The organism is Faecalibacter macacae (assembly GCF_003687725.1).
Taxonomy (GTDB): Bacteria; Bacteroidota; Bacteroidia; order Flavobacteriales; family Weeksellaceae; genus Empedobacter; species Empedobacter macacae.
The window spans coordinates 164,627-184,490 of record NZ_RDOJ01000004.1 but is presented as its reverse complement, the minus strand read 5'-3'; the positions used below and the strand labels follow the sequence as shown (position 1 = coordinate 184,490).

Below are 19,864 nucleotides of genomic sequence, written 5' to 3'. Positions count from 1 at the left end.
TCAGATTCTGATGGCTTTCTTTTTATTTCGTAAGTGCCTGAAACGCATCTTCCAAGTTTTGATATTGACCTTTAAATTCTTCAATCGGTTGATCGGCAACAATCTCGCCTTTATTTAATAAAATTACACGAGAACATAACGCTTCTACTTCTTGCATAATATGTGTCGATAATATGATAGTTGTATTTTTTCCTATTTCTCTAATCAACTCTCTAATTTCAATAATTTGATTTGGATCTAATCCGTTTGTTGGTTCATCTAAAATCAAAATTTCTGGTTTTGATAAAATTGCTTGCGCTAAACCTACACGTTGTTTATACCCTTTTGATAACTGATTTATCTTCTTATGTTGTTCCGGAGTTAAGCCAACTTCTGCAATAACTTCTGCAACTCGTTGCTTTTTTTCTCCACGAATATTCATTACAAATTCCAAATATTCTTTCACATACATATCCATATACAACGGATTATTTTCCTGTAAAAAACCTATTTGACTTTTAGTTTCGATTGGATTTGTATTAACCGAAGAATTATTTACTAAAATTTCCCCATTATCTGGAATAATAGCATTGGTAATACTCTTCATTAATGTCGACTTACCAGCACCATTCGGTCCTAATAAACCAACTACTTCACCTTGTTCTATCGAAAAAGACACCTTATTCAGTGCCAATTGATTACCGTACTTTTTTGTTAAATCTTTAATAACAATTCCCATCCAATGAAAAATTTTTGATAAAATTATAAAAACGTAATTAGGATTAAAAAATTATTTATAGCTTTGTTTCAGATTTTTACAGAAATGACAATGTTCAATTATTTTAACGCGTTTTTCTTTTACTTTTTTGGATGGTTTTCAGAAGAGCAGGGACTGCGTTGTCATAATTGATTATATATATTAATAAGATAAAAAGGTCCCGCGGAAACGTAGGGGCTTTTTTTTTGCCTAAAACAAAATGAAAACAAAAGTTGCAATTCAAGGTGTAAAAGGTTCGTATCATCACGAAGCTGCCGCAAATTATTTAGGAGATGATATCGAATTGTTAGAATGCGATACTTTCAAACAATTAGCAAAAGCCTTGAACAAAGGAAAAGTTGATAAAGCCATCATGGCGATTGAAAACACGATTGCTGGAGCAATTTTACCAAACTATGCTTTAATTACGAAATATGGATTAAAAGTAGTTGGCGAAATCTATTTATCGATTCAACATCAATTAATGGTTCAGAAAGGACGAACTATTGAAGATGTAAAAGAAGTTCGTTCGCACCAAATGGCATTGTTGCAATGTGATAAGTTCTTAGAAAAACATCCGGATTGGAAAGTTGTAAATGATGTAGACACCGCTTTAACAGCGAAAGATATCGTTGATCAAAATTTAGATTATGTTGCGGCTATCGCATCAAGAAAAGCAGCCGAAGTTTATGGTTTAGATATTTTAGCATCAAGCATTCAAACTTTTCAAGACAACTTTACACGATTCTTTGTTTTGGAACGAGAACATATCGATTATGAAGATTTCAATAAAGTTTCGATGCGTTTTTCAGTGAATCACAAAGCAGGAGCTTTGGTAGAAGTATTAAATCATATCGCTGAATGCGGAATTAACATGGATAAAATCCAATCTGTTCCGATTATTGATAAACCTTGGGAATATTCATTCCACATCGATATCACATTTGAAGACAAGCAACAATATTATACGTTATTAGGCAAAATAGCAAAAAAATTAACCGACTTAGAAATATTAGGCGAATACAAAAAAGGAAAAGAATGATAACAGAAGCCAAACGATTACAAAGTGTTCAAGAATACTATTTCTCAAAAAAATTACAAGAAATAGCGAACATGCAAACGGAGATTCCTATTATTTCCTTAGGAATTGGAAGTCCAGATTTACAACCAGCACAAGAAGTGATTGAAACTTTAATCAAAGAATCTCAAGCTGGCGTAAATGGCTATCAAAGTTATCGTGGCTTACCTGAAATGAGAAATGCAATGGCTCAGTTTTACCAAAATCAGTTTGGAGTTAAGTTAAATCCTTCCACAGAAATTCTTCCTTTGATGGGTTCTAAAGAAGGAATTATGCATATCTCGATGGCATTTTTAAATGAAGGTGATAAAGTTTTAATTCCAAATCCAGGGTATCCAACGTATACTTCGGTAACTGAATTAGTACAAGCCGAACCTTTATTTTATGATTTAAAAAGTGAAAATGATTGGCTTCCTGATTTTGAACAATTAGAAAAATTAGCCGAACAAAAACCAAAAATCATGTGGATTAATTACCCACACATGCCAACTGGAGCAAAGGCTCCGCGAGAAGTTCTTGAACAATTAGTTGATTTTGCAAAGCGTCATAACATATTAATCGTAAATGATAATCCGTATAGTTTTATCTTAAACGAAAATCCAACAAGTATTTTATCAATTGATGGAGCAAAAGATATCGCAATCGAATTAAACTCTTTGAGTAAGACATTTAATATTGCTGGATGGCGCATCGGAATGGTTTTAGCTGATGAAAGTTTAATTAATTCGATATTAAAAGTCAAATCGAATATGGATTCTGGAATGAATTTCGCGATTCAGAAAGCTGCGACCAAAGCGTTAGAAGTTTCAGAAGATTGGTATAATAATCTAACGAAAGTTTATTCAGAAAGACGAGAAATCATCTATCAAATCTGTGAAAAATTAAACGTTACTTACGATCCAAAAGCTGTTGGAATGTTTATTTGGGCAAAACTTCCTGAAGGAATTGATGACAAAACATTTATTGATGAAATTCTTTACGAGAAAAAAGTTTTCATCACACCTGGAAGTATTTTTGGTAGCAACGGCAAAGGCTACATCCGATTTTCACTTTGTGCACCGATCGAAAAATTAAACGAAGTTCTTGAAAGATTATGAAAAATGTAACTATTGTTGGTTTAGGATTAATTGGAGGCTCGTTTGCTTTAGCCTTAAAAAAAACAGGACTTGCTGAAAAATTAATTGGAGTTGATACGAATACAAATCATCAAATTGAAGCTTTAGAATTAGGAATTGTTGATGAAATTGATAATTTAAAAGAAGCAGTTTTACGAAGTGATTTAGTTGTTTTAGCCATCCCGATTAATGCAGCTCAGAAAGTTCTACCAGAAATCTTAGATTATATTCCGACAGAAACCATTGTGATGGATATGGGATCTACAAAAGCAGGAATTTGTGAACGAGTAAAAAATCATCCCAACCGAAAAAACTTTGTCGCAACACATCCAATTGCAGGAACAGAAAATTCAGGTCCAAAAGCAGCTTTCGCAGAATTATTTCTGAATAAAGTTTCGATTATTTGCGATCCTGAAGAAAGCGCTCCAAGTGCAGTAAAAAAAGTAAAAAAGATTTATCAAAATCTTTGGACTAACGTAAGTATGATGACAGCCGAAGCACACGACGAGCATATTGCATATGTTTCCCATCTATCACATATTACCTCGTTCGCTTTAGGACAAACCGTTTTAAATATTGAGAAAAATGAAAAAGCAATTTTTGATATGGCAGGATCGGGATTCGAATCGACTGTTCGTTTAGCAAAAAGTTCACCAGATATGTGGACACCGATTTTTATTCAAAACCGAGAAAATTTGTTAAATGCAATTGATGCTTACGAAGAACAAATAAAAAATATGCGTCGAATGATTGAGGAAGCTAATCCTGAAAACATTCACCAATACCTTTCGAATACGAACGATATAAGAAGAATATTAAATAAAAAATAAATACCTAAATCTATATACCTTAAATTTGTAACAATTATGGAAAATAATAACTGGATTAACCAATTCGAGAAACCACTAATCATCGGTGGACCATGTAGTGCTGAAAGCGAAAAGCAAATGATGACAATTGCAGAAGAAATTGACAAAGACTATGTCAAAGTCTTTCGCGCGGGAATCTGGAAACCACGTACTAAACCAAACTGTTTTGAAGGTGTTGGTGCAATCGGTTTAAACTGGTTGAAAAAAGTAAAAGACGAGTACGGAATGATGATTGCAACTGAAATTGCAAACGCAAACCATGCAAAATTAGCTTTAGAATATGATGTTGATGTTTTATGGATCGGAGCTCGTTCTACTGTAAATCCATTTACAGTACAAGAAATTGCTGAAGCTTTACGCGATACAGATAAAATTGTTTTAGTGAAAAATCCTGTTAATCCAGATTTAGATTTATGGATTGGAGCTCTAGAGCGTTTATCTGGACAAGGAATTAAAAATTTAGGTGCAATTCACCGTGGATTTTCGACTTACAAAAAGACGAAATACCGTAATAATCCACAATGGCAAATTGCTTTAGATTTTAAAAATAAATTACCAAACATTCCTATGATTTGTGATCCATCACATATTTGTGGAAACAGAGAAGGTTTATTTGATGTATCTCAACAAGCATTCAACTTCGAGTACGATGGTTTAATGATTGAGACACACTGTAATCCAGACGAAGCTTGGTCTGATGCTGCACAGCAAATTACACCAGCTCGTTTAAAAGAAATTTTAGTTGATTTAGAATTACGTCAGTCTGACGATCCTGATGCGATTTACAAAACAGGAATCGATAATTTACGTCATCAAATTGATGAATTAGATAGCTCTATCTTAGATACAATTGCACAACGTATGAAAGTTGCTAATGCAATTGGTAATTTAAAGAAAGAGCATAATGTTGCGGTTTTCCAACCAGAAAGATGGAAACAAATTCAAGAAAATGCTGTAAAAGCAGGAGCTTCTTTAGGTTTATCAGAAGATTTTATTGATAAATTATTACAAGCTCTTCATCAAGAATCAGTTGCGCAACAAAATAACATAATGATTAAGAAAGAAGAAAAAATATAATTCAGTTTGAAGGGAATTGTAACAAAATCTACAGGTAGTTGGTATCATCTTCGCGTTGAAGATGGCACAACTTACCAAGCCAGAATTCGAGGAAAATTCAGAATTGCGAATATCAAACACACTAATCCTATTGCGGTTGGTGATGAAGTTGATTTTGAAATTGACAAAGACGATGTCGCAGTTATTACTAAAATTCACGAACGTAAGAATTACATCATTCGTAAATCTGTTAATTTATCTAAGAAAACACACATTATTGCATCTAATATTGATGTTGCTTTCTTAGTGGTAACAATGGCAAATCCTAAAACATCGTTCGGTTTTATCGATCGATTTTTAATCACTGCCGAAGCTTATCACATTCCTGTTGTCATATTATTCAACAAGATTGATGCCTATACGGAAGATGAATTAGATGATTTAGCTTTATACAAGCACATCTACAATTCTATCGGTTATGAAAGTTTAGATATTTCTGCTGAAACTGGTTTAAACTTAGATTTAGTTAAAGAAAGATTAAAAGACAAAACAAGTTTAGTTTCTGGACATTCTGGTGTTGGAAAATCTACTTTAATCAATGCACTACATCCAGATTTAAATCTAAAAACGCATCAAGTTTCTGATTTTAATAGTAAAGGGCAACACACCACAACATTTGCACAAATGTTTGAATGGCCTTTTGGTGGATTTATTATCGATACACCCGGAATTAAAGAATTTGGATTAGTACATTTAGATAAATCTGAACTTCAGAATTATTTCCCTGAAATATTCGAATTGAGAAGCGAATGTAAATTTGATAACTGTATTCACGTAAACGAACCAAAATGTGCCGTTCGAGATGCTGTTGACGCTATGGAAATTGCTCCTTCTCGTTACGATAACTATGTAACTTTCCTTGAAGAAGAAATTTATAATCAATAAATATTTAACAAAAAAGCATAATCAAGTGATTATGCTTTTTATATTTGCGCTAAAATTAATAATTTGATTTTGAGAGCGATTCACATCACACTTTTTCCAATTTTATTTTAATACTATAAATTTTTCCACGATAAAATCAACTGAAGTTTATTTATATAATAGCGAATATGGAAAAAAATATCACTTCTCTCCAGATTTTAAAGGTTTAAAAGCTTGTAAACATCCCATCATAAAAGTAACACTTTCAGGAGCCAAAAAATGTGGAAAAACTATTTATGGTCATGAAAATAATCTTTTGCTAATTCAAAGTTTTTTGTTAATTTTTCGATAATGAAACTACCTGTCATTTTAAAATATTTAATTGTATCATTTACTTTTCTTTTTTTATTTAATTGTAATAAAAAGAATGATGAAAAATCGAAAAACTTAATTCCGAATTCTTCATCTATCTCAACTTTAATTGAAGAAGCTGGTGATAATAATCTTCCTGAAAAATCGAGAATACAACGAATTGAAAAAGCTATTTTACTTGCAAAAGAAAGTAATAATGATTCTTTAGAGTTTAAAGCTCTCGAATCTAAAATGTATCTTTTTACTGAGTTTGGTATGGACGAAAGTGCATTAAATCTTAATCGTGAAATTTTAAAAAGATCAAAAGATTTAAAAAATAATCAATACATCGCAAATTCATATTTCTTATTTGGTAACTTCTATTACGAAAATTACAATACTGATAGCGCATATTATTACTTTAATAAATCAAAAGACGAATTCATTAAATTAAAGGACAAAGACGGCATTGCTAAGAATAGTATTAATCTTGCTATGATCCTTAATGATGTTGCTTCTTATTTTGAAAGTGAAAAATTATCTTTAGAAGCTCTTTCTAACGTAAAAGATAACCCGAATCATCCTTTTTTAACTCCTATTTATAATAATCTTGCAGTTTCTAGTGGTAGTTTATTAAACTACAACGAAGAATTATATTGGTACGATAAAGCATTAGAATTAACGGAAGATCCGTATTACATTGTATCTATCAAACACAATAAAGGTGTTGCATATACATTATTGAAAGATTATGATAATGCAATAAATATTTTATCTGGAATACAAGATGATAAAATATTAAAGCAATATCCGAATGTAAAAGCTAGAATTTTAGATAATTTAAGCTATGCAAAATGGTTAAAAAATAGCGATGCTAATGTAATTCAGGATTATAACGAAGCTATTAAAATATTTATAGAAACTGAAGATAGTTTTGGTTTAAGTACAGTTTATGATCATTTATTTGAGTATTATAAAATAATAAATCCTAATAAAGCATTAGATTATGCGTACAAAAAAATTGAAATTACTGATAAATCTAATAATACTGAAGGCAAGGTAAATGCCTTAAAAAGAGTTATTGTATTAAAACCGAATAGAAAAGATATTGAAAGTTACATTACCCTTTCAGACAGTTTACAACACCTAAATAGCAACTCAATCTATCAATTTGCTAAGCTTGAATATGATGTTGATGCAAATAGAAATAAAGTACAATCACTTTCTTTAGAAAATGCAAATAAAGAAATTGATTTACAGCGAGCTAAAATTTCAATAATTATAACTGTCTCAATTTTAGTAATTGCGACAATTAGCTTTTTTAGTTATACATATTACATCAGACAAAAAAGAAAACAGGAAACTTTAGAAACTATTTATGAAACTGAAGTAAAGTTCTCTCAGAAACTTCATGATGAATTAGCTAATGATTTATTTTCGACGATTACATTAGTAGATTCTATCACTTTTGAAGATCAAGAATTAAAAAATAAATTGATTCACAACTTAGATCATATTTATTCGCAAACGCGAAATATTTCAAGAGAAAACAATATTATTGATACTAAAAACTTTAAAAAAGAATTAGATATAATGCTTGGATCATTTAAATCTGATCAAGTTAATGTTTTATCAAAAGGTATTGATAGTATCAACTGGGATGAGATTGAAAATCAAGTAAAAATATTAATTTATCGTGTCTTAATGGAACTTATGACTAATATGAAAAAGCATAGTGATTGCTCGATTGTTGTAATTAGTTTTAGTGAAGAATCAAACAATATACTTGATATTAAGTATGTTGATAATGGAAGTATATCTTTAGATGAAACCAAAATAAACAAGAATGGTTTAAAGAATGTGGAAAACCGTATTTTTAGGTTAAATGGAAATATTAATTTTGACTCTTCTAGAGGATTCAAAGCTTTTATTAAAATTCCAACAACTAAGAAAACCAAATTAATATGATTAAAAGAATATTAATCGCAGAAGATATTGATAGCATTAACACTGGTATAATTTCTATTCTAAAAGAAACTTTTAACTTCAGTATTGATCATGCTAACTCTTGCGATAAAGCTCTTCTAAAAATCAAAAAAGCCGCACTAGAAAACCAACCTTTCGATTTATTAATTTCAGATTTATCCTTCAAAACTGATGGATTATTAATTCCCGAATTAAAAAATGGAGAAGAATTAGCTATTGCTGCAAAAAAAAAACAACCTAACTTAAAGACCATTATCTATACAATTGAAGATAAACCAGCTTTACTAAAACGATTAAAAGAAGAAGTAGCTGTAAATTCTATTGTTTTAAAAGGTTTAAACAGTTTATCAGAATTATGCACAAGCATTGAAAAAATTAATAGCGGAGAAAACTATTTCACAACAGAAGTTTTACATAAAATAAAAAACGATTCTACAATTACAATCGGTGAGTACGATATTACCATTTTAGATTTATTATCTAAAGGTTTAACACAACAAGACATTTCACATTCATTAAAATCAAAAGAAATTAAACCTTCTTCAGTTAGCGCAATCGAAAAAAGAATCGGAGAGTTAAAAACCTGTCTTAAAGCAAATAACAGTATTCATTTAGTTGCTATTGCGAAAGATATGTTCCTTATTTAATAATAATTTTTCTTTTTTTTTCTTCATTTTACGGAATTCCGTAAAAATCTAAATAATGTTCCCTCTAAATTTGCAGCAAATAATAACACAACATGGAACACTTATACGTTGAAGTCACTTTTGACTTTAATGAAGAATATAAAAAAGAGAAGGAAATCTTTTTAGATTATTTAATGAGTGAACATTGGGTGAATATAAATTCTGAAAGAAATTGGAAAATTGGTTTCAATCAAGATTTAATTATTAATGATAAAATAGCAATAATTAAAGAAGATTTAGAAGTTGCTTCTAAAATTTCTAAAATAAAAGCCGTTGACTACGCTATTGTTTTAAATGACAGTTTGTATTTCGGCTCAATTAACTAACTGCAATTTAACTTAAAACTAATCTAACAATAAGCAATATAACCTAACAACCTTAAAACCTGCTTATTCTAATAACCAACCTAGCTAAATAATCAAGTCTGTTCTGTCCTAACACTTAACAGGCTTTTTTATTTTTATATGTTTCTAATATGTCTAATTTTATGAATCGAAAATAGATAAATGAGAATTATAATACAGCGCGTACAATACGCTTCAGTAAAGGTTGATAACGAAATTACTGGAAAAATTAATAATGGACTTCTCGTATTGGCTGGTTTTGAACCTGAAGACAATCAAGAAGATTTTGAATGGATTTCTAAAAAAATTGTTCAATTACGCATTTTTGGCGACGAAAGTGGTGTGATGAATTTAGATATCAAACAAGTCAACGGAGATATTTTAGTTGTTTCTCAATTTACACTACACGCTTCTACCAAAAAAGGTAATCGTCCGTCTTACATAAAAGCCTCAAAACCAGACGAAGCTAAAACACAATATAACAACTTTATAAACGTTTTAAAAACACATATAGATTCCGAAATTCAAACAGGTATTTTTGGAGCTGACATGAAGGTCGAACTACTAAACGACGGCCCTGTCACTATATACATAGACTCTAAGAACAAAGAATAAGTTAATAACTATGAATAAATTTCTACCCTCTACTCTACTTTTACTGCCATTTAGTTTATTTGCTCAATTTTTTCCAATTGATCAAATATCACCCGAATTAAAAAAAGATGCATATGCTGTAATTCGCTCGGATAAAACTGATATACAACTTAATTCTATCAACGAATATAAACACACCAACGAAGTTATTATTTCAGTCTTAGACAAATCTGGAGATAGTTATGTTGATGCTTATCAATTTTATGATCCAAATACAAAGATTGATCTTTTCGAAGCTGAAATTTTTGATGGTAATGGAAAATCAATAAAGAAATTTAAATCAAAAGATTTATCTGATGCAAGTGCAGTTTCTGGTGGACAATTATACACAGATAACCGAGTTAAATATTTAGAATTTACTCCTACTTTTTACCCTTATACAATCAGATACAAGGTAACTACAACAAATAAAAACACCTTATTTTTCCCGAGATGGTCGCCTATTTCTAACAACAATTTAGCAATCGAATCATCTTTATATACTTTTACAAATAACAGTTCTGCAACAATTCGTCATTTAGAAAATAACTTAGACGGATTTGAAATTTCTAAAAACAATACGGACAAAAGTTATACTTACGAACTAAAAAATCTAAAGCCTATACAATCTGAAGATATTATGATTAATTGGCGAAAAATTGCACCAAATGTTGTTTTCGCAAGTAATCAGATAAATATCGATGGTACACAAGGAAGTTTTGATAATTGGAACGATTACGGAAGATGGTCGTACAAAAACCTTATCAATGGAAAATTAGATTTTACTCCTACTCAAAAAACACATTTCCAAAACTTGGTAAAAGACGCGAAAACAGAGAAAGAAAAAGTTGCAATTCTTTACCAATACATGCAGAAAAAAGTCCGTTACATTGGCGTACAATTAGGTATTGGAGGACTTTCTCCTTTCCCAAATTCGTATGTAGAATCTAAAAGTTATGGCGATTGTAAAGCACTTTCTAATTATATGATTGGAATGTTAGATGCAGTAGGAATCAAAGGTTATCACACGGTTTTATATGCTGATAATGCTTCTGTTGATATTGATGAAAAGATGATGTATCAACAAGGTAATCATATGATAGTTTATGTTCCTTTAGCTGATGAAGATATTTGGGTTGAAGCTACGAGCCAAACGAGTCCTTTTAATCATTTAGGTCAATTTAGTGGAAATAGAAAAGTTTATATTTTTGATGATAATGGTGGGAAAATTATTCCTTCTCAAACTTTTGATCACAACAATAATATTTTAACAACAAAAGGAAAAATTGAAATAACAATAGAAGGAAACGCAAAAATTAATTTACACGAAACTTCTCAAGGATTATTTTACGATGATAATTCGCATGTAAAAACCTTGTTACACAAAGATCAAGTAGATTATTTTAAACGTAAATTCCCTGTTTTAGCTCAACCAAATATTGAGAATATTAAATTTGAAAATGACTGGGAAAATGCAAATTTCGAAACATTTTTAAATGTCTCATCTTCTAATTTCGCAAAAAAGCAAGGAAATAATTTAATCTTTAATCTAATTCCGGCTAATAACGAAACTACGACTATCAAAAAAGCAAAAAACAGAACCTACGATTTCCAAATTTCAAGAGGATATACCGATGTTATGGAATTTGAAATTACAGTACCTGCAAATGTGAAAGGAACAATTCATTTAGCTCCTATTTCAATTAAGTCTGAATTTGGTTCATATGATTTAACCGTTGAAAAAACAGCTAACAACAAATACATCTTAAAACGCACGTATCAACAAATTAAAGGAAGCTACGATAAAGAAAAATTCAACGATTATGTTGAATTTAGAAGACAAGTTTCTGCAAACGACAACATTAAAACTCTATTAGAATTCTAAATACATGAAACAATACTTTACTATAGGAATTGCAGCCATTACAGTTGTTTCTTCTCAAGCTCAGGAAATAAAATTTGGTAAATTTACGAACGAGGAAATAGCAAAAACAAAAAGTACAATTACACCTACTGCAGCTGCAGAAGTTTTATTTTCAAGTGCGAAACATAAAATTGATTGGGATCAAAGTACTGGTGATTTAATAAAAACATCAACAATTACCTATCGAATCAAAATTTATGATAAAGACAAAACTCCTGACCATTTACTAACTTTAGAAATTCCTTTAGGAAAAGGAAATTCTAAATCTGATATTGAAAAAATTCAATCTTTAAAAGCTTCAACTTTTACTCCGGAAGGAAATGGAATGAAAGAATTTAAAGTAGAAAAAAAGGATATTTTCACAAAAAATGTACACAATTACCTTGATGTACAAACCCTAACATTTCCTAATGTACAAAATGGCTCAATCATCGAATATACATACGAAATCAGATCACCATTTTACTACAATACAGATACATGGTATTTTCAAGAAAGTGTTCCTGTTGTAAAAAGCCAATTAACGTTAGAAACCAATGAAGTATTAAATTATAATGATGATTTTAGAGGTCAATATATTTTAAAACCAACAACATCAAACAGAAGACAATCTTTAAATTACACTACTGGAGGGCAAAAAAGTGGTGAGTTTATGCAAGGTTCATACGCACCTACAAAAGTACAACAACACACGGCAGAATACATAATGAATATAAAATCGTATTCTACCGAAAACTTACCTGGATACGAAAAAGAAGCTTACGTATTAAATCCACGTAATATTTTATCTTCTGTACGATTCGAGTTAGCTGCATACACACCAAAAAACGGAACTCCACAATATTTCTCTACTACGTGGGAAAAAATTGGAAAAGATTTAATGGATAGCGAAAGTTTTGGTCGTCAGTTAAACGGAAATTCATTTTTAGATGATAAAGTAAAAGAATTAATAACTGGCAAAACAAATGATTTAGAAAAAACTATTGCTATTTTTGACTTTGTAAAAACAAATTACAAATGGAATAATTACAGTGGTAAATCTACAGAATTAGGAATTCGTAAAACTTTCAATGACAAAACAGGAAATGTAGCAGATATCAACTTGATGTTAGTTTCTATGTTAGAGAAAGCTGGCCTTAAATCAAGTCCTGTAGTTTTAAGTACTGTTCAGAATGGGATGCTAAACTACGTTTTCCCTTCTATGGCAAAACTAAATTACGTTATTGCTTCTGTTAACATCAGCGGAAACGACATATTAATGGATGCTACAGAACCTAATTCTAAAGTAAATTTATTACCATTAAGAACATTAAATCACAGAGGAATTTTAATTTCGAAAAATGAGACTAGAGAAGTAAATCTTGTTAACACAATTATGTCAACAGACAAAACTCAAATTGTTGCGACTTTAACTGCTGACGGAAAAATTAACGGAACATTTAATAATTATCACGACAATTATTTCTACATCAACGATAAAAGTGAAATTCAACACGATCCAAAAGCATTCGAAAAAGAATTTATTGAAAATTACACGTTTGATATCGAAAATTTCAGATCAGTTGATAATAACGAAAATATGATTCGTCACTCGTTTAAATTTGCTGATTTACAAACTGATGTTGCAGGTAATAAAATCCTTTTAAATCCATTATTATTCACAGCTTTAGATAATCATAATCTAAACTACGAAACTAGAAATTATAACATCGAATTTGGAACACCAATGACGATTTCTAAAATCATCAAAATCAAAATTCCAGAAGGTTATAAAGTAGAAAGTTTACCGAAAGAATACCAAGAAAAGATTGTAAACGATGCTGCAGGTTTTGCTTATAAATACGAGGAAAAAGATGGATTTATCCAAATTACTTCTGCTCGTGTTTTACCATACAGTGTCTTACCTTCAGACTACTACAAACCATTCAAAGAATTCATGAATAAAGTTGTTGAAGCAGAGACACAGCAAATTGTTTTAGTTAAAATATAACTTACTCTATAAATTATTAATATTAGCCAATGGAATCTACCATTGGCTTTTTTATTTTGTACATTTACTATTCATAATATATAAAATCAGACGAAATGAGTTTAAAACAAGCACAACAAGACGTAGATAATTGGATCAATAACCACGGTGTTCGTTATTTTAACGAATTAACAAACATGGCTCAGTTAACAGAAGAAGTTGGAGAAGTTGCGCGTATAATCGCTCGTCGTTACGGTGAACAATCAGAAAAAGAATCAGATAAAAACAAAGATTTAGGTGAAGAATTAGCGGACGTTATCTTCGTTGCACTTTGTTTAGCGAACCAAACTGGTGTTGATTTAGAATCTGCATTCTACAAAAAATTAGACATCAAAACACAACGCGATCACGATCGTCATCAGAATAACGAAAAATTAAAATAAGATGATTTTAGTTTCGAAAGAAAACGCAATTATAAAAGATAACTTACAAATCACTGGTTCTAAAAGTGAGAGTAATCGCCTTTTATTATTAAATCAATTATTTCAAAACGCATTGACTTTAGAGAATGTTTCCAATTCAGAGGATTCTCAATTAATGCAAAAAGCATTGGCGAACACAACCGATTTAATCGACATTCATCACGCCGGAACTGCGATGCGTTTTTTAACGGCATATTACTCAATTCAAGAGGGCCGTTCAGTTACTTTAACGGGTTCTGATCGCATGAAACAACGTCCGATTGGTGTTTTAGTGGATGCTTTAAATCAATTAGGAGCTGATATTTCTTATCTTGAAAATGATGGTTTCCCTCCGTTAAAAATTAACGGAAAAAAGATAACAACATCTACAATTACAATTCCTGCAAATGTAAGTAGCCAATACATCACAGCATTGATGTTAATTGGTACACAATTAGAAAATGGTTTAACGATAACTTTAGAAGGAAAAATCATTTCGGTTCCATACATCCAAATGTCGATTCAATTATTGAACAGAATTGGTGTAAAAGCAGAAATGATTGGACAAGAAATAAAAGTTGAATATACGCCTACAATTTCATCAAAAACTTTGCAAGTTGAATCAGATTGGAGTTCTGCTTCTTACTATTATTCCTTAGTTGCATTAAGTCCAAATAGCGAAATTTCAATTTCAACCTATTTTGAAGATTCTTTACAAGGTGATTCTGCTTTGCAAACAATTTATAAAGATAATTTTGGTGTTGAATCCTCTTTCGATAATGGTAAATTAACGCTAAGAAATAATCCAGATTTCGATTATTCAGACGTGATCACTTTAAATTTAAACAACACTCCTGATATTGCGCAAACAATCGCTGCAACTTGTGTTGGATTAGGTTTAAAATGCCATTTAACAGGATTAGAAACTTTAAAAATTAAAGAAACAGATCGTTTACAAGCTTTACAAAACGAATTAACAAAATTCGGGGCAATCGTCGTAATTACGAATGACTCTTTAACGATTAAAGGATATAATATTTTTGAAGAAACGCCAATTTTAGCCACATACAACGACCACAGAATGGCGATGTGTATGGCACCATTAGCTGTAAAATTTCCGATTAAAATTGAAAACGAAATGGTAGTTGAAAAATCGTATCCTACTTTTTGGGAAGATTGGAGACAACTTGGTTTCGAAATTAAATCAATATAAATTAAAAAAGCATCGATTTAAAATCGATGCTTTTTTATTAAAATTTTAATCTGAATTATCCTCCAAAATTCTGCATGCTAACTAAACTTGCATACGCTCCTTTTTGAGCAATTAATTCTTCGTGATTTCCTTGTTCAATAATTTTCCCAGACTCCATCACAACAATTTTATCTGCATTCTGAATTGTTGATAAACGGTGCGCAATAACTAAAGAAGTTCTGTTTTGCATCATATTATTTAATGCTTTCTGAACTAACTTTTCAGATTTAGTATCTAATGCCGAAGTTGCCTCGTCTAACACCATAATCGGCGGATTTTTATACACAGCACGTGCAATTGATAAACGTTGTTTTTGCCCGCCAGATAGCTTGCTTCCTCCTTCTCCAACACCTTCGTTATATTGTTCAGGCTGCTTTACAATAAACTCTTCTGCATTGGCTATTTCAGCAGCTTTTTTAATTCCTTCTGTATTTGGATTTGCATCACCTAAGGCAATATTCTTTGCTATTGTATCATTAAATAAAATTGAATCTTGCGTAACTAAACCAAATAAATCGCGGTATTTCTTTAATTGAATGTCTTTAATATTAACACCATCAATTAAAATCTCACCTGATTTTACATCCCAAAAACGCGTCAATAAATTTGCTAATGTTGATTTTCCTGAACCAGATTGTCCTACTAATGCAACCGTTTCTCCTTTATTAATCGTTAAGTTGAAATTTTCAATTATTGACTCATCTCCGTAACCAAAAGTTACATTTTTAAACTCAATTTTATCTTCGAAAGCATCAATAGATTTTGCATTTTCGTTATCCTTAATTGAAACATCAGCATCTAAAACTTCAAATAAACGTTGTGCAGATACTTCACCTTTTTGTATATCTGATAACGCTTTAGAAAACTTTTTAATCGGATCTAATAACGTGTAGAAAGTTGCGATGTAAAAAATAAATTCAGAACCTGATAATCCATTACCTTCCAAAGACAATTTCCCACCAAAGAAAACGATTAAACCAATAGTAATTGCTCCTAAAAACTCACTTGTTGGCGATGCTAAAGCGCGTTTTTTCATTACTTTCTGAAGATATTTTCTATAACGATTGATCGATTGATTGAATCGTCCACTTACTTGTTCATCTGCGTTAAAAATCTTAATAATCTTTAAAGCTGATAAAGTTTCATCAACGTAAGTAATAATATTCGATAACTCTGACTGAGCATTTGCAGCAGATTTTTTTAAACTCTTACCAATTAAAGAAATTATTGTTCCCATAATTGGAAAAACCAAGATAGCGAACAACGTTAATTCCATACTTGTAACAAATAATACGGTTACAAACACAACAATCATAATTGGTCCACGAATAATCTCTACAATTGAATTTAAAATATTCGATTCAACTTCATTTACATCATTAGAAATACGAGTAATCATATCTCCTTTGCGCTTTTCTGTAAAGTAGGAAACTGGTAATTCTAAAATCTTATTGTGTAAATCGATACGTAAATCACGAGTAACACCCGAACGTAAATCGACTAAACATGTTTCTGATAAAAAACTAAAAATATTTCTAAAGAAAAATGCAATAATGAATAAAATACATGAAAATGCTAAAACATAAATTGGTCCTTCAGTTGCAGTAATTTCACTCATTAAATAAGATGAATATTCAGACAAATAAACTTTTAAATCTGCAATTTTTCCAGAAAATTCTGGTTTAGTGAATATTTTATCTTTTTCTTCTCCAAATAAAATACCCAAAACCGGCATTAAAAACGCAAGCGCTACAACATTAAAAATTGCATAAAGCACATTAAAAAATATTGCTGTACCGAACGAGGTTTTATATGGTTTGATGTATTGTAAAGCTCTTTTATTGAAACTCATTGAAATGAATAATTTATTAGTTGTTCAATTTATTTGAACATACAAATTTAGGCAAAAAATAATGACTATCTTCTAAATCGAAAATAGTCATTATTAAGAGTTTTGTTTTGAGTTTTTGTGGTTTGATTACTTGAGTAACCTTTTTATTTGACTTTATGCCAAGTTTGAGTTCTGCCGACTAATGAAATTCCGACATACCCTCTTACGTCTAATTTATCTTTTCCGTTTAATTTTAAAGATGCTTTATATTCTTTTCCACTGTTTGGATCGATGATTTTACCACCAGTCCATTCATTTCCGTCTTTTTTTAATCCATTTAAGATAACCATTCCATTGATTGGTTTTCCTTTTAAAGCTCCACTACATTTATCACATTTTGAGTCCTCTTTTCCCTTAGTTAAGATTTTAGCAACTTTACCATATAACTTTCCATCTTTTTCATAGATTTCAACATAAGATTTCTCTTTTCCTGTTTCATCATCTATTGTTTTCCAAGTTCCAATCGGAGATTGACCAAACGCGTATGTTCCTAAAAACATTAAGAATGTAAATAAAAATGACATTTTCATAAATAGTGATTTTGTTCTACTAAAATATAACATTTAAGTGTAAAAAAAACACCAGTAATAAAAAAAATAAATAATCACACAAAATTTAACATTTAAAACCATTTAAATTGAATATCAATTAAATAAATATTTCCGTTTTAAATAAATATATACTTATATTATTTTATCAAGAATTTAATAGTGTTCTAATTGTACTTAAATTTTTAGTCACTCAAATAAATTTCGCTTGATTTAAGTTTAATATTTAAAATTTATTAATTTTATCTATAAATATTATAGAGTTTATAGATTTAAATAAAAATGAGTCCATTTAGCAGATACAGTTTACCTTTTAACAAAAAGGAAGTAGAAAAAATAATAGAATCTATTGTTTATGATCTACTATTTAGTCAACCCAAAAAAAGATATACTCACGAAGAAGTTAAAACTTGTTTAAATGAAATATTAACTCGTATCGTACCTGATGAAAAAGCTAATTATATAACCAAAGAATTTTTTGAACGTTTAGAAGAAATCAAAACTGAATTAGAAAAATTAATATTTATTTTCTTTAATAATGATCCTGCTTCCAAATCAGAAATCGAAATTATAGTATCCTATCCTGGATTTTTTGCCATAGCAATTCATCGATTAGCAAATGTATTATTTCACTTAGATACTCCTATTCTACCACGTTTTTTTTCTGAATATGCGCATAAACAAACAGGGATAGACATTCATCCAGGAGCAACGATTGGTAAAAATTTCTATATCGATCACGGTACAGGAATTGTAATTGGAGAAACAACAACGATTGGTGATAATGTAAAAATTTATCAAGGAGTAACTCTTGGTGCGTTTTATGTATCTAAAGATTTAGCAGATCAAAAGCGTCATCCTACGATTGAAGATAATGTGACAATATATGCTGGAGCAACAATTTTAGGTGGAACTACTGTTATTGGTGCAAATTCAGTCATTGGAGGAAATGTATGGATTACGAAAAGTATTGAGTCTGACTCCATCGTATACCAAGAGTTTGAACCAACGATTAAACAAAAAAATAAAAACCAAACAGATGATTTTTACATCATCTAATCAAATATATACACAATGATTTTAAATAATATTTTAGAAGCAATCGGAAATACACCAATTGTTAGATTAAGTAAACTTTTCCCAAATAACGAAGTTTATATCAAATTAGAAAAACAAAATCCTGGAGGTTCTATTAAAGATCGTATTGCATTAGCGATGATAGAAGATGCTGAAAAAGCAGGAATTTTAAAACCTGGTGGAACTGTAATCGAACCAACTTCTGGAAATACCGGAATCGGATTATCATTTGTTGCTGCAGTTAAAGGCTATAAAATGATTATTACAATGCCAGAATCAATGTCGATTGAGCGTCGTAAAATTATGGAAGCATATGGAGCTGAATTTGTTTTAACTCCAAAAGAATTAGGAATGAAAGGTGCTATTACAAAAGCACAAGAATTAGCTGAAACGATTGAAGGTGCTTGGGTTCCTCAACAATTTGAGAATTCTTCTAATCCAACAATTCATTATAACACAACTGCTAAGGAAATTTTAGCCGATTTTCCTCAAGGTGTTGATTATTTAATTACAGGTGTAGGGACTGGTGGACATTTAACAGGAATCGGGAAAGCATTAAAAGAAGTAAAAGCTGATACAAAAGTATTAGCTGTAGAACCTTTAGATTCTCCAGTTATTTCGGGCGGAAATCCTGGACCACACGCGATTCAAGGAATTGGAGCTGGATTTATTCCAACAAATTTAGACACAACTATTGTTGACGAATCAATTCAAATTTCAAAAGAAGAAGCTTTTGAATATGCAAAGAAAGTAGCTAAAATTGAAGGTTTATTTGTCGGTATTTCAACAGGTGCATCATTAGCTGCAGTTGCTAAATCGTTAGAAAAAATTCCTACTGAAGCAAAAGTTTTAACCGTAAATTACGATACCGGAGAACGTTATTTATCAGTTGAGGGATTGTTTTAAAATTCTTGTTGTCAATACAATAATAATGCTACGTTAGCTGATTATATTTTTATTTTAG

General features: G+C 30.4%; 18 protein-coding genes. 15 read left to right on the top strand and 3 right to left on the bottom strand.

Annotated elements, in window-relative coordinates; all coding sequences use genetic code 11:
- Positions 1–22: 22 nt before the first annotated feature.
- Positions 23–718, bottom strand: a complete 696-nt coding sequence (locus EAH69_RS04670; RefSeq protein ID WP_121934026.1) for an ABC transporter ATP-binding protein — start codon at positions 716–718, stop codon at positions 23–25.
- A gap of 238 nt (positions 719–956) precedes the next feature.
- Between EAH69_RS04670 and EAH69_RS04665 the strand changes: the two genes are divergently transcribed.
- From EAH69_RS04665 to EAH69_RS04605, 13 genes are all read left to right on the top strand, one after another.
- Positions 957–1,778, top strand: coding sequence for a prephenate dehydratase (locus EAH69_RS04665; protein WP_121934025.1), 822 nt, complete (start codon positions 957–959; stop codon positions 1,776–1,778).
- The gene (locus EAH69_RS04660; RefSeq protein ID WP_121934024.1) at positions 1,775–2,911 is read left to right on the top strand and encodes a pyridoxal phosphate-dependent aminotransferase; all 1,137 of its coding nucleotides are present in this window, start codon (positions 1,775–1,777) and stop codon (positions 2,909–2,911) included. The genes EAH69_RS04665 and EAH69_RS04660 overlap by 4 nt, the downstream gene beginning before the upstream one ends.
- Complete coding sequence (locus EAH69_RS04655) at positions 2,908–3,759, top strand: prephenate dehydrogenase (protein WP_121934023.1); 852 nt, start codon at positions 2,908–2,910, stop codon at positions 3,757–3,759. The genes EAH69_RS04660 and EAH69_RS04655 overlap by 4 nt, the downstream gene beginning before the upstream one ends.
- 36 nt (positions 3,760–3,795) lie before the next feature.
- Positions 3,796–4,875: a bifunctional 3-deoxy-7-phosphoheptulonate synthase/chorismate mutase type II gene (locus EAH69_RS04650; protein WP_121934022.1), complete on the top strand. Its 1,080-nt coding sequence runs from the start codon at positions 3,796–3,798 to the stop codon at positions 4,873–4,875.
- Positions 4,876–4,881: 6 nt separating this feature from the next.
- Positions 4,882–5,799 (top strand): ribosome small subunit-dependent GTPase A, encoded by a 918-nt coding sequence (gene rsgA / locus EAH69_RS04645; protein ID WP_121934021.1) that lies wholly within the window; start codon positions 4,882–4,884, stop codon positions 5,797–5,799.
- A gap of 330 nt (positions 5,800–6,129) precedes the next feature.
- Complete coding sequence (locus tag EAH69_RS04640) at positions 6,130–8,097, top strand: tetratricopeptide repeat-containing sensor histidine kinase (RefSeq protein WP_121934020.1); 1,968 nt, start codon at positions 6,130–6,132, stop codon at positions 8,095–8,097.
- Positions 8,094–8,762 carry a response regulator transcription factor gene (locus EAH69_RS04635; protein WP_121934019.1) on the top strand — a complete coding sequence of 223 codons (669 nt, stop codon included), beginning with the start codon at positions 8,094–8,096 and terminating at the stop codon, positions 8,760–8,762. The genes EAH69_RS04640 and EAH69_RS04635 overlap by 4 nt, the downstream gene beginning before the upstream one ends.
- Positions 8,763–8,854: 92 nt before the next feature.
- Positions 8,855–9,127: a hypothetical protein gene (locus tag EAH69_RS04630; protein ID WP_121934018.1), complete on the top strand. Its 273-nt coding sequence runs from the start codon at positions 8,855–8,857 to the stop codon at positions 9,125–9,127.
- A gap of 180 nt (positions 9,128–9,307) precedes the next feature.
- The gene (dtd, locus tag EAH69_RS04625; protein WP_121934017.1) at positions 9,308–9,760 is read left to right on the top strand and encodes a D-aminoacyl-tRNA deacylase; all 453 of its coding nucleotides are present in this window, start codon (positions 9,308–9,310) and stop codon (positions 9,758–9,760) included.
- Between the two features lie 10 nt (positions 9,761–9,770).
- A complete protein-coding gene (locus EAH69_RS04620; protein ID WP_121934016.1) occupies positions 9,771–11,663 on the top strand; it encodes a DUF3857 domain-containing protein in 1,893 nt (630 codons plus the stop codon).
- 4 nt (positions 11,664–11,667) lie between these two features.
- Positions 11,668–13,692, top strand: a complete 2,025-nt coding sequence (locus EAH69_RS04615) for a DUF3857 domain-containing protein (RefSeq protein ID WP_121934015.1) — start codon at positions 11,668–11,670, stop codon at positions 13,690–13,692.
- A gap of 95 nt (positions 13,693–13,787) precedes the next feature.
- Entirely contained in the window at positions 13,788–14,114 is a 327-nt protein-coding gene (locus EAH69_RS04610; RefSeq protein WP_121934014.1) for a nucleotide pyrophosphohydrolase, read from the top strand.
- A 1-nt stretch (position 14,115) separates the two neighbouring features.
- The gene (locus EAH69_RS04605) at positions 14,116–15,345 is read left to right on the top strand and encodes a 3-phosphoshikimate 1-carboxyvinyltransferase (RefSeq protein ID WP_121934013.1); all 1,230 of its coding nucleotides are present in this window, start codon (positions 14,116–14,118) and stop codon (positions 15,343–15,345) included.
- 55 nt (positions 15,346–15,400) lie between these two features.
- On the opposite strand, the gene EAH69_RS04600 is transcribed toward EAH69_RS04605, so the two are convergent.
- Both EAH69_RS04600 and EAH69_RS04595 read right to left on the bottom strand, forming a co-directional pair.
- On the bottom strand, positions 15,401–17,236 hold the full coding sequence (locus tag EAH69_RS04600) for an ABC transporter ATP-binding protein (RefSeq protein ID WP_121934012.1): 1,836 nt from the start codon (positions 17,234–17,236) through the stop codon (positions 15,401–15,403).
- 143 nt (positions 17,237–17,379) lie between these two features.
- Positions 17,380–17,805: a DUF2147 domain-containing protein gene (locus tag EAH69_RS04595; RefSeq protein ID WP_121934011.1), complete on the bottom strand. Its 426-nt coding sequence runs from the start codon at positions 17,803–17,805 to the stop codon at positions 17,380–17,382.
- A 300-nt stretch (positions 17,806–18,105) separates the two neighbouring features.
- On the opposite strand from EAH69_RS04595, the gene epsC reads away from it, so the two are divergent.
- Both epsC and cysK read left to right on the top strand, forming a co-directional pair.
- A complete protein-coding gene (gene epsC / locus EAH69_RS04590; RefSeq protein ID WP_121934010.1) occupies positions 18,106–18,882 on the top strand; it encodes a serine O-acetyltransferase EpsC in 777 nt (258 codons plus the stop codon).
- 15 nt (positions 18,883–18,897) lie between these two features.
- Positions 18,898–19,806, top strand: a complete 909-nt coding sequence (cysK, locus tag EAH69_RS04585; protein ID WP_121934009.1) for a cysteine synthase A — start codon at positions 18,898–18,900, stop codon at positions 19,804–19,806.
- Positions 19,807–19,864 lie beyond the last annotated feature (58 nt).

Bases quoted from the DNA above. Each gene is read 5' to 3' on its own strand.
- EAH69_RS04670 (WP_121934026.1), bottom strand. From the start codon at position 718: ATGGGAATTGTTATTAAAGATTTAACAAAAAAGTACGGTAATCAATTG.
- EAH69_RS04665 (WP_121934025.1), top strand. From the start codon at position 957: ATGAAAACAAAAGTTGCAATTCAAGGTGTAAAAGGTTCGTATCATCAC.
- EAH69_RS04660 (WP_121934024.1), top strand. From the start codon at position 1,775: ATGATAACAGAAGCCAAACGATTACAAAGTGTTCAAGAATACTATTTC.
- EAH69_RS04655 (WP_121934023.1), top strand. From the start codon at position 2,908: ATGAAAAATGTAACTATTGTTGGTTTAGGATTAATTGGAGGCTCGTTT.
- EAH69_RS04650 (WP_121934022.1), top strand. From the start codon at position 3,796: ATGGAAAATAATAACTGGATTAACCAATTCGAGAAACCACTAATCATC.
- EAH69_RS04640 (WP_121934020.1), top strand. From the start codon at position 6,130: ATGAAACTACCTGTCATTTTAAAATATTTAATTGTATCATTTACTTTT.
- EAH69_RS04635 (WP_121934019.1), top strand. From the start codon at position 8,094: ATGATTAAAAGAATATTAATCGCAGAAGATATTGATAGCATTAACACT.
- EAH69_RS04630 (WP_121934018.1), top strand. From the start codon at position 8,855: ATGGAACACTTATACGTTGAAGTCACTTTTGACTTTAATGAAGAATAT.
- dtd (WP_121934017.1), top strand. From the start codon at position 9,308: ATGAGAATTATAATACAGCGCGTACAATACGCTTCAGTAAAGGTTGAT.
- EAH69_RS04620 (WP_121934016.1), top strand. From the start codon at position 9,771: ATGAATAAATTTCTACCCTCTACTCTACTTTTACTGCCATTTAGTTTA.
- EAH69_RS04615 (WP_121934015.1), top strand. From the start codon at position 11,668: ATGAAACAATACTTTACTATAGGAATTGCAGCCATTACAGTTGTTTCT.
- EAH69_RS04610 (WP_121934014.1), top strand. From the start codon at position 13,788: ATGAGTTTAAAACAAGCACAACAAGACGTAGATAATTGGATCAATAAC.
- EAH69_RS04605 (WP_121934013.1), top strand. From the start codon at position 14,116: ATGATTTTAGTTTCGAAAGAAAACGCAATTATAAAAGATAACTTACAA.
- EAH69_RS04600 (WP_121934012.1), bottom strand. From the start codon at position 17,236: ATGAGTTTCAATAAAAGAGCTTTACAATACATCAAACCATATAAAACC.
- EAH69_RS04595 (WP_121934011.1), bottom strand. From the start codon at position 17,805: ATGAAAATGTCATTTTTATTTACATTCTTAATGTTTTTAGGAACATAC.
- epsC (WP_121934010.1), top strand. From the start codon at position 18,106: ATGAGTCCATTTAGCAGATACAGTTTACCTTTTAACAAAAAGGAAGTA.
- cysK (WP_121934009.1), top strand. From the start codon at position 18,898: ATGATTTTAAATAATATTTTAGAAGCAATCGGAAATACACCAATTGTT.